Here is a 14,460-nt window from a genome sequence, read left to right on the forward strand (position 1 = left end):
CAGGTTTCACATTCGAAGATCGCTTTTTTGAGACCCAAGGCAAGATGTACATCCTGGCAGGGCGAGGAAGCCGCAAGTCTGCAAGCAAACCGACTGTCTCCCGCAAAGGTCGGCCATTGCCATTGGCGGCAAGTGGTGACCTCAGGTTTTCCATAGGTGAAATTCGGTCGGCAAATGGCTGCTTATAACTGCCATAGCAAACTCTTGCTTTGCTGCCGATGGCTAACCTAGTGGACGGTAGTGCTCGAAAAAGTGGTGTCACCGTGCAGCCGGCGCATGCTAAAGCATTTTGCAAACTCAACAGCCCCTTTGAAATTCAGCTGAGATGACGCGTACGATTTCATGAGCAGTGAGCGGGGCAGAGCCCAATCCCATTTTTCCCTAACGAGATTTTCCACTCCTTCCAGCAACGCCTCGATATCGTCCGGGTCTAGCTCGGCGATTTTGGCAAGTGCGTCAGCGACATTTTTTTGTGAGCCGCCGACCGACAACGCAAGGCCTGAGCTCTCGCAAGCCATTCCTACATGGTTGAACATGAGTACCAGAGCGTCGTTGGTTTGGTCACCACGCCAAGTCACTAGATGAGTTTTCGAGTCAGACCCATAGGTGAATTTGTCTGCAAGGCCGAGTGAGCCGAATGACTTCCGGGCTTCGCTGAGCAATTCCTGTGCTTTGCTATCGATGAAGGGGCAGGGCGTCGTTTCGGTGAGTACAGCGCGCATTTCCTCGCGGACATGATCGTGTACCATTGCACCTAGCCCGTCGAATTGGGGTGGCTGACCGCCTCGGGCTGCAGTGACGACGATCACCTTTTTTTCGATATCGACATCCAGTACCCGCCAACGCCGACCACCAAAGATGATTCGCTGGCCTTTCATCAGAGGCCTACTAACAGGTATTGAGCCAAGCGGTTTGCCCTCTCTTACCAGCCTGAATTCTTCGTCGCTGGTGAAAGCACTGTAGAACTCGTAATGGTTGATGAGTCGTTCGCCGATCTCTCCTGGAAGCAACAGACCTGAGCTGTCCTGCACAATCAATTTCTTCTCGCCGAGACCTTTCAGTAGGGAGAAGAAATCAGTCTTGGAAATGCTTTTGAATGTCCCGCTTCCAACAAGCCCACCCCACAGGTGGGCAGCGCTGGCGCCTCCTTGCTGTGCGATCACTGACAGAATCTGTTGCACCAGAGTCGAGGCGTGCAAGCCCTCAGCCCTGGGCGGCTCGAACCAGTTGCCAATTAGTAGCCTGATCATCGCGATGGTTTGGACGAGGTTCTGGCGTAGCAGGTCTGACAATAAAGATTGGTCAGTCAGCTCCCGTTCCTGACAGTAGGCCCGGAGAGTGGCGGGTTCGTCGTTGCGGCGGCCTGACCTGCCTAGGCGTTGGCGCAGGCTTGCAACCGATGGAGGCGAACCTATCTGGACAACTGTCTTGATGTTGCCGATGTCTATGCCAAGTTCCAGGGTAGTGGTGCACACGGCGGTTGCTGGCGGTGTACCTGCTTTGAGCGCACGCTCCGTGTCTTCTCGAAGATCTTTCGAAAGGCTGCCGTGATGAGGCAGGAATTCATTGGGCATACCGCTGATTTCGCAGAGGCGACGTAGGCGATCTGCGTACCACTCCACCTCCTGCCGACTGTTCGGGAAAACCAAATTGTTACTGCCGCGCAGCACCTTGTACATGTGTGCGGCGATGGCATGTCTAGAGCCGGACTCGTCTTCTTCCTCCTCTTCCTCACGGTTCTGATCAGGGTCGGCATTCGGTACTTCGACAGCACGCAACTTTTGCATCGGCGGCATCATATAGCCGCGCACTTGCACCTGAAGATTCTGGCCAGATGATTTCGATTCAATCACCTGCACCCGCTCTGGATGCCCGGGTCTGAGAAACTCACTCGCCAGCGACATGTCTCCCAGCGTGGCGGACAAGCCGACTCTCGGCAGGGTTTTTCCGGCTACAAGCTCGACTCGCTGCATCAATGACTGGAGCTGCTTGCCACGCTCGCTGCCAATGAAGGCATGCAGCTCGTCGACCACGATATAGCGCAGGTTCTGGAACAGGGCCATCAGGCTGGAGCCTCTGTTGACGAACAGCGCCTCAAGCGACTCTGGGGTGATCAGCAAGACGCCCTTGGGGGACTTGAGAAACTTGTGTTTTTTGCTGGCAGACACATCCCCGTGCCATGCGACGACGGGAAGATCCAACTGCTCACAGAGTCGACTCAGCCTGTCCCATTGATCGTTGATGAGTGCCTTTAGTGGGCTGATATAGAGGACGGCCCCAGCTGGGTCTTGGTGCGCCAGCAGGTTAGTGAGGATGGGCAGGAATGCGGCCTCAGTTTTCCCGGCAGCTGTTGAGGCGGCGATAATCACATCCCGATCAGCATCGACCAGCGCGGAAATTGCCCATTCCTGTGCGTCCCTTAACGCCGTCCATCCCTGGGCCCAGACCCACTGTTGAACGTCGGGGTGCAGGCGCTCGAAAGAAGAGGATTCAGAGTTTGAAGGTTGTGAGCTCATCGTCTGCCTCGATGCTTAAATCCTGCTTGCCGCCATCATCCTGGGCAATCTGAGCGGCCCCCACCAAGGCACGCCAGTCCGCTCCAGGGTTCTGCTCCAGCACTGCGAGCAGGTTGATGAAGGCTGTGATGGTTGTGCGTGGAGTGCGGAAGTAGGCCTCACCCAACCGTTGGTTACAGTGCGCCATGAATGCAGGGATCGCCTCGTCAGGCATCAGGAATTTGTCCGGGTCACCGTAGGCATAAACGTTGCGCAGCTTTTGAAGCAGTACGTAGAAGTCTTCTGGAGTCAGGCTGCTTAGGCGGATGACCGGCCCCGACAGGTCGATCAGTCCAGATATGGCGAACGTGTTTTCGGCAAGCCGGGATTGCAAGGCGGGGTAGCTGTAAAGTCCGCGCCGGGTATCCATCAGAAACTCAGGCGTACCGCCAAGGACGAAGCCAAGGCCGTCGGTCGAGCCTTGTAGGGAGTCATTCAGAATCCGCAAGATCTGCTCGTAGTTGGCGTTGCGTGCCTGGGTGTTCGCGAGCTTGTATAGATTTACGAGCTCGTCCAGGCAAATCATGAGGCCGCCAAACCCCGCCAGGCGTACGAACCGCGAAAGCAACTTCAACTGATCGTAGACCGATGCGTCAGCAATGATGGTTCGGACACCGAGCGCCGCACGTGCATCAGTCCTGGTAGTGAACTCGCCTCGAAGCCACCGGATGGCATCCGCCTTGAGCTGTTCGTTGCCTTGTTCAAACCCTTGGCAATACTTGGCAATGACGTCAGCGAAGTCGTAGCCGTTCACCATCTCAGTGAGATCGGCGAGGAATTCTCTAATAACGACTTCGCTCTCGACGCCCCGAGTTTTCGCTTCCGATTTAGTCTGGGAAATGAATTTTTCAACGATACCCTGCAGCGCACCACCGTCCGGTTTCGTCCGGGTGGACATGTTTTTAGCAAGCTCTGCATAGAGGGAGCGTGCTTGTCCGCCTGACGCATGCAGCCGGCGGTCTGGGTTTAAATCGGCGTGCATTGTGACCAGCTTTCGCTCCATCGCAATGCCCCGGACAAGGTTAAGGAAAAAGGTTTTCCCGGCCCCATATTCGCCTACAACAATCCTGAAGGCGGAGCCGCCGTCAGCGAGTCGATCTATGTCTTTGAGAAGGGCGTCGAGCTCACCCGCTCGACCCACCTGAATAAGATGCTGGCCCGCACGAGGGACTACACCGGCTCGCAATGACTGGATGACCGCATCGCGATCCTTTGGGCGTATCGTGCTCATAGGGCTAATTCTTCCAGGATATCCGGGTTGATCTCGATGGGGTCATCCCCCTCAGAGACTGGCATGTCGAATCGCTCAAACGCCATGTCGTTGATTTGCTCCAGAGCGCCATCCAGCATGAGCTCCATATCTGTGGCCACATCTTCCAGCTCCTGGCGGCTCCATTCGCGGCGTGACACGATCATTCGCAGAAACGCGGAGTGCTCTGTGTCGAGCCCATGTACGGTCGCTGCATGGTCAGTGGGCTGATCCTTGATGCTGTCCACGATGGCAGGCGGTTCTGGAAATTCATCGCTGAATACTTCGGCCAGCAACGCTGACACCACTGCCGTTTCGCGCTGGAGCTGCGCAATTTTATCCATGTCCAGATTGAAGCTTTGGGTGGCGGCAGAATTGCCTGGCATCTCACCGGTCTGGTCGGAACTAGGCAAGGCACCAAATCTGGGCGCCGTGGAGATATTTTGAGGAGGGGTGATGGCTGCGCCGTGTAAGTCCCCGTAAAGCAACTGGGGATCCAGCTCCAGAGTTTTATAGACGCGTTCCAGCAGCCGGACTTCCTGCGGCGAAACGTTTCCTTCAGCTTGAGCGAGATGAGCGAGAAACCTGGCCATTGCGCGCTTGGCGTCGGGGCCCAGATGGCTCAGCTTCTTCTTCAGGCTCGCCAGGGTAGGTGGCTGCAGAAATTGGATCTGCAAGTGGGCTTTCAGCCGTTTGCGATGCGCTGTGCCAAGATGATTCCAAGATTCGATATGCTGCCCGAGCTGAGCCATTTCCCCAGTCGACGTGACCCCATCTGCAGCCGCGACCGCACTTGCTAAATCCAGCGTAACCACTGCGGCCTGGTAGGCCGAGGTTGTCCGTGCACTCGCGTCTTCGTCACCTGCCGCGAACAATACGATCGTGTCCAGATTCTTGGGAGTTCGGCTGCCGGACAGTACGTCCGGCTCGAAGCCAATATTCAAGGACTCGAATGCTCTCGCCAAGGCGACGATTTTTCCGCGCGGAAGAGCGCCTGCAGATCCAAAGCGTCCTGCAAGATCCTCGAAGGTCATGACCAGATGCTCCTCGCCGACCTGCCGTTGCAGGTCAGCGATCACATTCTTTGCTGCTGCCGGCCAAAGGGCAACGGGAAGCTGCAAAATACCTTCAAGATCTGAGGCCCCTTCAGGATTGCGACCGAGGTACCTACTGTATGGGGCTAGGATTACCGTGCACTCTTCAACTATGGCCTGAAGCCTGTTGCGCGTTGCGGACGTAACGGAAACATCCGGTATCTTGCCCAGCGCCATGTCGGGCACAGTCAAGCGGGAAGAGGCGGAGCGATAGCTCGTTTTGAGCATGGTCTTGTTCTGGTTGAGCACAAGACCATTTGGGTGATGGGTGGAATACTGCGCGACGAACAGCTGTTCAAACTGATCCACACATCTACTCACTGAGGTGCGTCGGCTGATGTTTGGGTCTGACTGTACCCATGCCAAAGCCCAAACGGCACTCAACGGATGCTTGTCCAAAGCCATCTGCCCCAATGCCAGACGCAGCGACATCGGCATTTCTAGGCCACCCGATTCGACTCGAGGCGGTGCGTTCAAGTACGTCTGAGGTTCCACACTGATGAGCTGGATGTGGTTCAGAAGGTTGGACGCGTAGTTTCGAAACGATGCGTTCTCACCATAAAGCGCTCCTAACCGCTTGACCTCTTGCACGATGGCCGGCAGCTCAGCGCGGGCTAGATCATCTGTGATCGAGTCAACGACCGCCCGACGCTCAAGACCATAGAAGAAAATGAAGACGTAGCCGATATCCACATTGAGCGTACTCCGCCCTTCGGACAGCCACTGCAGGTAGCCACGTCTTGCAGCAGGAGAGATGCCGCTGTAACTGGGCCAGTAGCCGGTGATCCTTTCGGTTAGATCCACGTGCACAGCCTGTACAGGCAGCTGGGCGTCAATCAGCGAGGGCTCAAGGTTTAAGGTGCGGTCTGCTTTTTCAGCGAAATAAACCATGCCACCGTGGATAATCTGGCCTCTGACAGAGAAGGTTTCATCCTTTCCGATCCATCGTGCATTGGTAACGATCTCCTTGGGCTTGGGGATCGAGAACTGCGTCTCAGGTGTGCTCACCCTGACCACATGGAAATCCGAGCAAGCACCTTCGGCGTTGCCCACTTCAAGACCGATTTCTGATTTTGGTTCGTAATTCGACAAGGTTTTAGTTTGACCTTTTGAGTCGGCGAGGATCGTCTTCGTCGGGCGAGGAGGGTCGTTTGATGAAGATCTAAAAGACTTTTTGACTAGCCATATGAAGCCGGCGATCCCCGCCAAAAGCGCTACCACGAGCCGCATCCGACGTGGGACAGCTACGATGACCACGAACAACATGAGTATCAAGGTCGCAACCGTCGCCATGTCTGGGCTGTTTTTCTGCTTCCTTGCCATAAAGTGCTTCCATCATGATGGACTGGCTTAGTGGCAGTATCTGCATTTTCTCACCGGACGCCAATCATCGCGCTTGCTGTCGAGATAATGTGCCGACCAACGCAACATCACTCACCATCGGTTGCGCTTTTGACGCGAGCTTCAAAGCCTTTAGCTCGGCCTTGAGCCCGTCGTTCATGGCTATCAAGGTATGTGCATCAGCTTTCAACCTTCGGATGTCAGACCAGGCTTCCTGCAGCTCGTCCAACAGCATCAGACACTGGTGCTGGTAGCTTTCGAGTTCGGTAGGCATACCGCGGTCTAGAGCGGTGTTGGCGATGCACGGAGTGGGGTGGGTCATAAGATTGCCGTCAGGAGTACGTATGTTCTCCGGCTAGAGTAGCTCCAGATACTGTATGGATCAACAGTTCAGTGGGGTATTCGCTGCCGCCTAGAATGCCCCACTGAATCGCCCGAGAGTCCTGCCTATGCCTGCGTCGTTGACTCGTCCCACCCCCGCACCCTATCTGGCGCCTGATGAAACCGTCGTCTTGTTCGACGGGGTCTGTAAGCTTTGCAATGGCTGGGCGAAGTTTTTGATCCGGTATGATCGCGGCCACCGTGTCCGGCTTGCCACGGTTCAGTCCAAGGAAGGTCAGGCGCTGCTAGCTTGGGCAGGGTTACCCGTCGATACGTTCGATACGATGGCGGTTATCCGCGATCGTCAATACTGGGTGAGGTCGGATGCGTTTCTTGAGGTCATCAGTCGGCTGCCGGCCCCTTGGCCCCACCTTCAAGTGCTGAAGGTATTTCCACGCTGGCTGCGGGACTGGGTTTATGACCGTATCGCGCTCAACCGGTATCGGTTGTTCGGCCAATACGATGTCTGCCTGATGCCGACTCAAGATCATGAGCGTCGCTTTCTCAAGGGGCAGCCATGACCCCCATGCGCCAAGCACATTGGCTGGGGCGTGGCGGTCTCGCATTCATGTTTGCTTACCATGGCCTTGTGCCGAAGCTGATTGCGCTTAGTCCTGGGGAGCAACTGTTGCTGCGGGCCCATGGCCTGGAGGGCGCGCCCTGGCTATCTCGTGGCGCAGGTGTAGCGGAACTGGCATTAGCCGCGCTACTGCTATTCGCACCCCGGAAATGGGCCATTGGCGATCGCCGCTATCGTTTTAGTGGGGTTGCTTGTGGATATCGCACTGGTGCAGCCCGCACTCCTAGTTGAGGCTTTTAACCCTGTCAGCCTGAATATCGCAGGGTTGGCGCTTTGTGCCGTCGCTTGGGTTACCCGAGCAAAACCCCTAACTGAACTGCCCAGCCTGCGGGATTGAAACTGCCTGCGCAGGATGCAATGATGCTTGTGCTGATTGGGTGTCTCGCGCCTCGAAGGTCAGCATTCCATTTAAGTAAAAAGCTTGCGGTTGAAATAATGCCACCTTGCTGCCGGCTTAGGAGGTCAAAAACTCCAATACTTGCACCACGAGATTTACCAAGTCTACCCAGGCGCCATCATTCCATATTCGGTTGAATGTCTCCCGTTCGGGATACGCAGCGTTTCCCAAGGCGGTCAAACCGATCGTCCCCAACGCTCCACCAACGAACCATGAGTGCAAGATCAGGCCGCCAATGCCAAGTAATGTGAGGGCGATGCCGCATAATAGGTACGCCAGACGCAGATAAGGGAGCTTGACGTTGACTGGAACCAAGATTGGAGCACTCGCATTCATAATTTGCGAAGGCTAGCAATCGGCCACCACTGCGTCCATCGAGAGTTTGTAAGCAGATTTATATCGATTTCGTAGTTCTCTGCCGCCTTCACTAAACACCCCCATTCCGGTCGGCGTTGTAGCGCGCTTGAACTCGCCGCACAGTTTTCGTCCACTCGAGCTGTTGGCCCTTGAACGGGCATGTCAGCGGTGCACCACCATTTGGGTCAATTCCGCATGAGCGGAATAAGAGTGATCGCTGCCAGTGGCCCTTCGTTAACGATCGGCTGCAGTGGGTCGATAGCAGGTGGTGAACGCATGCTATGGGTGGCCAGGACATGGTTATTACCTTCAAAACAAGGTATGTTTTCGAGCGTATCAATGCAGCTGTACAGACTGTATCGTCAGTTCTCCAGAGCCCACATGGAAAAGATCCGGATATGGACAATGAGTGGAGGATTGAAAAATGGAATACTCAGTGGATGATTGTTGCGGGACGAGCGATTTGCAGTGACTGCCTGGAAAGCCAAGCACTGAATGATTCTGAGAGACCTTTTTCTCATGCCAGCAAATGCGAAGCCAGTAGAGCAAAATCCGAGCGTCCGTGGGTTGAGCTGCACGACATCCTAGACTGCTCGCGTGGGTAAACCGCCGCCCTCATTTCGATACGGCTGCCCGCAAAATAGGTTGCGCGGATCTGGGCGGAGGCTGTCATCTACAAACGGCAACTGCCGACCCAAAGCTGCCGTTCGTGTAGGGCATCTATCGGCTAGAAGCTGACACTCAAGCGGCGCTCTACCATTGCTGGGGCCATAGATCGCTGGCAGCCCCCTCTAATGCATTCTACAAATACCAGTGGTGGCTAGAGTATTTAGCGCATTGACATCACCTATGTAATAAATCCTGTATTCGTATTGGTTTCCGGAAATAGGATGAGCACTCACCGTGTACTTTCGTAGATACATCGACTTATCCATGTTGTAGACGATTATCCACAGGAAGTTTTTAGTTTGGCCTAGGTCTTATAGGCAGGAAGATAGTGAGAAGACCGATCAACGGGAGAAATGAACAAATCTTGTACACAAATTCGATACTTGTCCAATCCGCAAGTAACCCTAGGGTTGCTGAGCCAACGCCGCCCATGCCAAAAGCCAGGCCAAAGAAAAGTCCCGAGACCATGCCAACGCGGCCTGGTAATAGTTCATGGGCATATACAACTATGGCTGAAAACGCAGAAGACAAGATGAAGCCGATAAGCAAGCTAAGGCCGATCGTCGCATCAAGTCCCATATAGGGTAGGGCAAGGGTAAATGGTAAAACGCCCAGTATTGAACCCCAGATGACTTTCTTGCGTCCCACACGGTCTCCAATAGGCCCACCGATAAACCCACCCGCTGCAGACGCCGCTAAAAACATGAAGAGGTAGACCTGCGCTGACTCAACAGCGACATGGAAGTGGCTAACCAGATAGAAGGTGTAATAGCTCGTAATGCTGGCAAGGTAAAAAAATTTAGAAAAAATGAGTGCGATCAGTACAGCGAGTGCGAGCTTTATCTGTTTTGCCGAGAAATCAGGTATATCGGTAAAGGACGCCCGATCTCGGCGCACCGGTACATGCTTTTCAGACCAACTGGCTATCATAGTCAGCACAGCGATGCCGGCCAATGCCAAAAGGGCTACACAGCTTAAGCTTTCATGCCCTCGCGGCAGTATGAAAAATGCTGCCAGCAACGGGCCTAACGAGGATCCGATACTTCCACCCACTTGAAAAATCGATTGGGCTAAGCCATGAGCCCCGCCTGCCGCGACGTGTGCAATACGTGATGCTTCGGGATGGAAGATCGAAGACCCAGCGCCTAGCATCGCCGCGCCTAGCAAAAGGCCAATGTAAGTGGGCGCCAACGCAAGAACGAACATGCCTGTCATGGTGAAGGCCATGCCGACAGGCAGTAAGTAAGGTGTTGGATGACGATCAGTATATCGTCCAATCAGGGGCTGAAGCAGTGAGGCAGTAACCTGATACGTGAGAGTCAAAGATCCGATCTGCGCGAAACTTAGATCGAACCCTCCCTTAAGTATTGGATAGATTGCCGGAAGCAGTGCTTGCATCAAGTCGTTCAGCAGATGGCAAAAGCTTATAGCTCCCAGAATTGAGTAAATCGTAGGGCCCGGAGGAGAAGCGGCGGTGTGCGTCACGTGAGAATCCTTTGTAGAAAAGGGTTGAGTAATTGACCTATCCAAGCTTCAGCTAAGAATCACTCGCGTTCCACTTCAATTGGAGCTATTTTTTACCAGAGTGGGCCAAATGTGAGAAAGCCGTGAAAGAGGCGTTGGATGGTGTAGTGCGCCCAGTGTTGGCACTAGAGAACCAGTACGCAGATGGAGATGCGCTCGCGGCCCATCATCATGAACGTGGTCAGTTGCTTTACGGTGCGTCCGGGGCAGTGATGGTGCGTACTGTACAAGGCACTTGGGTGATGCCTCCGCAGCGCGGAATATGGATTCCTCCTGGCGTTGTTCATGAGGTTCGTATGCTCGGAGAGGTCACGACGTACAGCCTTTACCTGGAACCGGAGGCGTCGGCCAGTATGCCGACACGTTGTGAAGTGGTTGGCATTACTCGGTTTATGCGCAGCCTGATGTCTGAGGCAGTGGAGCTGTCAGCATCGTATGATCTCGACGGCCGTGCTGGCGCGCTCATGACACTCATTCACTATGAAATGAAGCAGCTGTCAGTACTGCCTCTCTCGCTGCCTATTCCGGCGCACGACCTGCTTGCAAAACGCTGCCGTGACTTTCTTGCGAATCCAAGTCCACATGACACTATTGATCAATGGAGTGATGCGCTCGGGGTAAGTCGGCACACCTTCACGCGACTTTTTCGTAGAGAAACGGGCATGAGTCTGGCCGCCTGGCGGCAGCAAGCGTGTTTGATCGTTGCATTACCCCGGCTCATCGCAGGAGAGAGGGTCACGTCCGTGGCACTTGAATTGGGATACGACAATCCCGCTGCTTTCACTACTATGTTTAAACGTGTACTTGGGACTTCGCCGCGAAACTATCTCTCGCTTAGAAAGCTGGAAGAGTCATTCTAGAATGCCGGCGAATTCGGGTGCGGTAGCCAACATTGGCTCGATTCGCTTAATGATGTTTCACCGCTGCGACCCTACCTAGAAAATTCTACTCATTCACAGGCCTTTACCCATGTATTGTTGGCACTGAATGACTGGCCGCAGTGGGTCGATAGCTGTCAGTAGGAGCTACGCGGGCGTAGGGCCGAAGCTCTTACGCCAATGCAGAGAGATCTTTCCCTCATCAGTAAATCAGTACGAATAATCGTGAAATGCCAAGATCGAAGTGATGACAGCGGAGATGTCATCATCGATCTTCCATCCGATGTCCTCGCAGCAGTGAACGTCGGTTCGGGCGATTCCTAGCGCATCGAATTGGTCAACGGGGCGATTTTGCTTGCCCAGTGCAGTCTTGTGCCTGAAGGATCAGCCATCAGCAAAGCAATTAATTAAAGCCTGAAACGCTGGGCAGCGCTGCCGCGCTACTTAGATGACGGGGTCGTACCCATAGATAACAATTGGTGTGTGAACCGAATACTCCCTTGGGCTCTTGGACGCAAGAACTGGCTCTTCGCTGGCTCGCTACGAAACGGAAAACTGGGGGGACAGGTTCCGGTCGCAAGCACGCGCGAAAACACCCTAGGCCACTGGTTGTTCGATGACTTGGCTTAAAAGAGCAAGGGTCTTGACAAATTTTGTCGGATGGGCAAATACTTCACAGTGATTCATACATATGACCATATAAAAAGGCGAATCGGTCGATGAATGCTCTGTCCAGCGACACTCGTCTGCCCCTCTATCAGCGGCTTCATGATCTGTTGTCTCAACAGATTGCCAAGAATCACTGGCGCCCCGGAGAAGCCATTCCCACAGAGGCGGCGCTGGCGACTGAATATCAATTGTCGACAGGTACAGTGCGCAAAGCAGTCGATGCGCTGGTCAACGAAGGGTTGCTGGAGCGTCAACAAGGACGCGGAACGTTTGTCCGTCGACCTCATTTCCAATCTTCACTGTTTCGATTCTTTCGTTTCCAGAGCGCTGCCGGCGAGCGTCAGGTACCGGAAAGCTGCATTCTCTCTATCGAACCCTTATTCGCACCATTGAAGGTCGCCCAATCTTTGGCGTTATCCGCCGACGCGCCGGTCATTCGAATCATTCGCGTTCGTTTACTCAACGGTCGGCCGGTTCTTGCCGAAGAAGTCTGGCTACCGTCTGAACGCTTTGGGGCGCTCCTGAACATTGATCTCGCTAATGAGGGGCCGCTGCTTTACCCAATTTATGAAAAGGTCTGTGGGCAGATCGTCGCATATGCAGAGGAGTCGCTTACTGCAGAATCCGTAGATGAGGGGCATGCGCAGTTATTGCAAATTCCTGTCAACAGCCCTGTGATAGTGATCGAGCGACTGGCGCGTGATTACGCCGATTCTCCATTAGAGTGGCGTCGCTCCCATGGGCATGCCGAGTTTTTTCGCTACAGCGTAAACATCCGCTGAGACTTCAAATATGGCCAGCTGCACCTGAATTTTGCTGCAATACGTTTAACTATAAGGATAAGAACTATGTTCGGTTGGTTTCGCCAAACCGCTCCCTCTGGGCGAAAAAACAAGTCGCCGCTCCAGTGGATAATCGACCGATGTACCGGCAGTGCAGACGTTCACCCCGCAACTGTCATTCGCATGTTAAAGATCCATGGCCTGAAACCTAGAGGGGCTGGTGTCCATGTTGATCTAATATCTGATCTATTTGACAACACTGACATAGCAGCGAGCCATGTCGGTTTCGCGGTTGTTGATTTGAATTTAGCGCGGAGCAGCTCAGACGCTTTTTTCAGTGTTCAGGTTTCTCCGGCAAATGTTACTACTCGACCCACTTTCCCAAATGCTGAGTGCAAGCTCAGCGGCCGCCTTAATGAGATATTTGCATGACTACCTTAGATATAGAGCTTCTCATGACGGCGCTTGTCAGCGTCCTGGTGCTGGTGGCACTCATTGTGTCGCGCCTCAAGATGCACCCGCTTCTGGCTCTGCTGATAGTTTCCATCGGCGTTGGCTTTGCTACCCAAATGCAGCCGGAAAGTATCGCCGCTCACTTGATCACCGGTGCCGGAAAGACGCTCGGGGCAGTAGGGATCGTAATTGCGCTAGGTGCGATGTTGGGCAAAATCCTAGCCGATGCTGGCGTCACCGAGCAGATAGCCGGGGTCATCCTTAAACGTACCTCGGATCGAATGATACCTTGGGCAATGATGATGGTTGCATTTGTAATTGGCATACCCATGTTTTTTGAGGTGGGTTTGGTGATTATGCTGCCGCTGATATTCAGCGTCGCGCGAAAGCTGGAAAGCCAAGCTCGCTTCAAAGGATCTTCTTATGTCTACGTCGGTGTACCCGTAATTTCGGCGCTTGCCGCTATGCATGGCATGGTACCGCCCCACCCAGGCCCACTGACGGCCATCGCCGCGCTCAAAACCTCAGTCGGGCCTACCATGCTCTATGGCTTTCTTGCGGCTATTCCAGCAATGATTCTAGGCGGCCCGCTTTACGGCGCTTTCATTTCTCGGCGGATGAGCACGAGGCCCGATCAGACTTTACTAGATCAGTTCACCTTGGCTGAGAAGTCTGACCATCAAGCTCGCCCAGGCGTCTGGCTAGGCGTGCTGGCAGCCTTGCTACCTGCGATCCTGATGCTTATCAATGCAGTCGCCGAGATGGTGCTGCCCAAAGGCAATGCTGTCCTGCAACTGGCTAGCTTCGTGGGCACCCCTCTAATATCTATGCTCTTAGGCGTACTTTTCGCCGGCGCGAGCCTAGTGCTCGTACGCGGTGGAGACGCTGAAGAGTTGCGCGATTCTCTGGGTAAAAGCCTCAAACCAATTGCTTCAATAATCATGATAATTGCGGGAGGCGGAGCGTTTCAGGAAATGCTTACCAGCGCTAAGGTAGGCGATGCCATTGTGCATTTGACTCAGCAGTCTGCCTTCCCTCCGCTGGTCTTGGGCTGGCTGATAGCGATGTTACTGTCGGTCTCTACTGGCTCCGCAACGGTGGGCATTGTAGGAGCAGCTGGCTTGCTTGCGCCTCTCGCTGGAGCTGATCCCAGCCTTAACCTGCCTCTGTTAGCCTTGTCCATTGGCTGCGGTTCGCTGTTTTTCAATTATGCAAATCATGCAGGCTTTTGGATGGTAAAGGAGTCCTTTGGCATGACCATGGGGGAAGCCACGAAGACGATCTCCGTTGTCCAATCCATTGTGGCAGTGGTTGGATTGATTGTTGTGTTAATCCTAAATGCGGTTATAACTGTGTAATCGAGCACAAAGCATACTCTTCTGAATTCAAACTTCAGTAAGACCCATATCAGTGGGCCGGCATGGCGCGTCAACACTCGCAGGGAGACCCTAGCCGGCCTCCAAATCCGATACTGAACGCGCGGCCAGGGATGAGGTGAGCTCGTTGCTTTGGTACAAAGGGATGCTTGCCA

The 14,460-nt window shown here is 54.2% G+C and carries 11 protein-coding genes and 1 pseudogene; 7 read left to right on the forward strand and 5 right to left on the reverse strand.

Annotated elements, in window-relative coordinates; genetic code table 11:
* Positions 1-227: 227 nt before the first annotated feature.
* The 4 genes from ACYAR8_RS18255 to ACYAR8_RS18270 all read right to left on the reverse strand — a co-directional run bounded on the left by ACYAR8_RS18255 (position 228) and on the right by ACYAR8_RS18270 (position 6,513).
* Positions 228-2,516 carry a DEAD/DEAH box helicase gene (locus tag ACYAR8_RS18255; RefSeq protein ID WP_463580638.1) on the reverse strand — a complete coding sequence of 763 codons (2,289 nt, stop codon included), beginning with the start codon at positions 2,514-2,516 and terminating at the stop codon, positions 228-230.
* Positions 2,491-3,786 carry an ATP-binding protein gene (locus ACYAR8_RS18260; protein WP_463580639.1) on the reverse strand — a complete coding sequence of 432 codons (1,296 nt, stop codon included), beginning with the start codon at positions 3,784-3,786 and terminating at the stop codon, positions 2,491-2,493. The genes ACYAR8_RS18255 and ACYAR8_RS18260 overlap by 26 nt, the downstream gene beginning before the upstream one ends.
* Positions 3,783-6,221, reverse strand: a complete 2,439-nt coding sequence (locus tag ACYAR8_RS18265) for a tellurite resistance TerB family protein (protein WP_463580640.1) — start codon at positions 6,219-6,221, stop codon at positions 3,783-3,785. The genes ACYAR8_RS18260 and ACYAR8_RS18265 overlap by 4 nt, the downstream gene beginning before the upstream one ends.
* A gap of 64 nt (positions 6,222-6,285) precedes the next feature.
* The gene (locus ACYAR8_RS18270; RefSeq protein ID WP_463580641.1) at positions 6,286-6,513 is read right to left on the reverse strand and encodes a hypothetical protein; all 228 of its coding nucleotides are present in this window, start codon (positions 6,511-6,513) and stop codon (positions 6,286-6,288) included.
* Between the two features lie 175 nt (positions 6,514-6,688).
* On the opposite strand from ACYAR8_RS18270, the gene ACYAR8_RS18275 reads away from it, so the two are divergent.
* From ACYAR8_RS18275 to ACYAR8_RS18285, 3 genes are read left to right on the forward strand one after another with little or no spacing between them, the layout of a single operon-like run.
* A complete protein-coding gene (locus ACYAR8_RS18275; protein WP_463580642.1) occupies positions 6,689-7,141 on the forward strand; it encodes a thiol-disulfide oxidoreductase DCC family protein in 453 nt (150 codons plus the stop codon).
* Between the two features lie 47 nt (positions 7,142-7,188).
* Positions 7,189-7,431, forward strand: a complete 243-nt coding sequence (locus tag ACYAR8_RS18280; protein ID WP_463580698.1) for a DoxX-like family protein — start codon at positions 7,189-7,191, stop codon at positions 7,429-7,431.
* A complete protein-coding gene (locus ACYAR8_RS18285) occupies positions 7,409-7,537 on the forward strand; it encodes a hypothetical protein (RefSeq protein WP_463580699.1) in 129 nt (42 codons plus the stop codon). The genes ACYAR8_RS18280 and ACYAR8_RS18285 overlap by 23 nt, the downstream gene beginning before the upstream one ends.
* A gap of 1,380 nt (positions 7,538-8,917) precedes the next feature.
* Here ACYAR8_RS18285 and ACYAR8_RS18290 read toward each other — a convergent pair.
* A complete protein-coding gene (locus tag ACYAR8_RS18290; protein WP_463580643.1) occupies positions 8,918-10,108 on the reverse strand; it encodes an MFS transporter in 1,191 nt (396 codons plus the stop codon).
* Positions 10,109-10,230: 122 nt separating this feature from the next.
* On the opposite strand from ACYAR8_RS18290, the gene ACYAR8_RS18295 reads away from it, so the two are divergent.
* The 4 genes and pseudogenes from ACYAR8_RS18295 (at position 10,231) to ACYAR8_RS18310 (ending at position 14,287) form a co-directional block, all read left to right on the forward strand.
* On the forward strand, positions 10,231-11,007 hold the full coding sequence (locus ACYAR8_RS18295) for an AraC family transcriptional regulator (RefSeq protein ID WP_463580644.1): 777 nt from the start codon (positions 10,231-10,233) through the stop codon (positions 11,005-11,007).
* 375 nt (positions 11,008-11,382) lie between these two features.
* Positions 11,383-11,580 (forward strand): annotated as a pseudogene (locus tag ACYAR8_RS18300) (IS66 family transposase); the annotation flags it as partial.
* A 164-nt stretch (positions 11,581-11,744) separates the two neighbouring features.
* Positions 11,745-12,476 carry a GntR family transcriptional regulator gene (locus ACYAR8_RS18305; RefSeq protein WP_463580645.1) on the forward strand — a complete coding sequence of 244 codons (732 nt, stop codon included), beginning with the start codon at positions 11,745-11,747 and terminating at the stop codon, positions 12,474-12,476.
* 428 nt (positions 12,477-12,904) lie between these two features.
* Positions 12,905-14,287: a GntP family permease gene (locus ACYAR8_RS18310; RefSeq protein ID WP_463580646.1), complete on the forward strand. Its 1,383-nt coding sequence runs from the start codon at positions 12,905-12,907 to the stop codon at positions 14,285-14,287.
* Positions 14,288-14,460 lie beyond the last annotated feature (173 nt).

This window comes from Pseudomonas sp. HP_01 (assembly GCF_055284355.1).

What these genes read in the sequence shown, in the direction of transcription:
- ACYAR8_RS18310 (WP_463580646.1), top strand. Translation starts at nt 12,905, where the DNA reads ATGACTACCTTAGATATAGAGCTTCTCATGACGGCGCTTGTCAGCGTC.
- ACYAR8_RS18270 (WP_463580641.1), bottom strand. Translation starts at nt 6,513, where the DNA reads ATGCCTACCGAACTCGAAAGCTACCAGCACCAGTGTCTGATGCTGTTG.
- ACYAR8_RS18255 (WP_463580638.1), bottom strand. Translation starts at nt 2,516, where the DNA reads ATGAGCTCACAACCTTCAAACTCTGAATCCTCTTCTTTCGAGCGCCTG.
- ACYAR8_RS18275 (WP_463580642.1), top strand. Translation starts at nt 6,689, where the DNA reads ATGCCTGCGTCGTTGACTCGTCCCACCCCCGCACCCTATCTGGCGCCT.
- ACYAR8_RS18305 (WP_463580645.1), top strand. Translation starts at nt 11,745, where the DNA reads ATGAATGCTCTGTCCAGCGACACTCGTCTGCCCCTCTATCAGCGGCTT.
- ACYAR8_RS18260 (WP_463580639.1), bottom strand. Translation starts at nt 3,786, where the DNA reads ATGAGCACGATACGCCCAAAGGATCGCGATGCGGTCATCCAGTCATTG.
- ACYAR8_RS18265 (WP_463580640.1), bottom strand. Translation starts at nt 6,221, where the DNA reads ATGGCAAGGAAGCAGAAAAACAGCCCAGACATGGCGACGGTTGCGACC.
- ACYAR8_RS18280 (WP_463580698.1), top strand. Translation starts at nt 7,189, where the DNA reads ATGTTTGCTTACCATGGCCTTGTGCCGAAGCTGATTGCGCTTAGTCCT.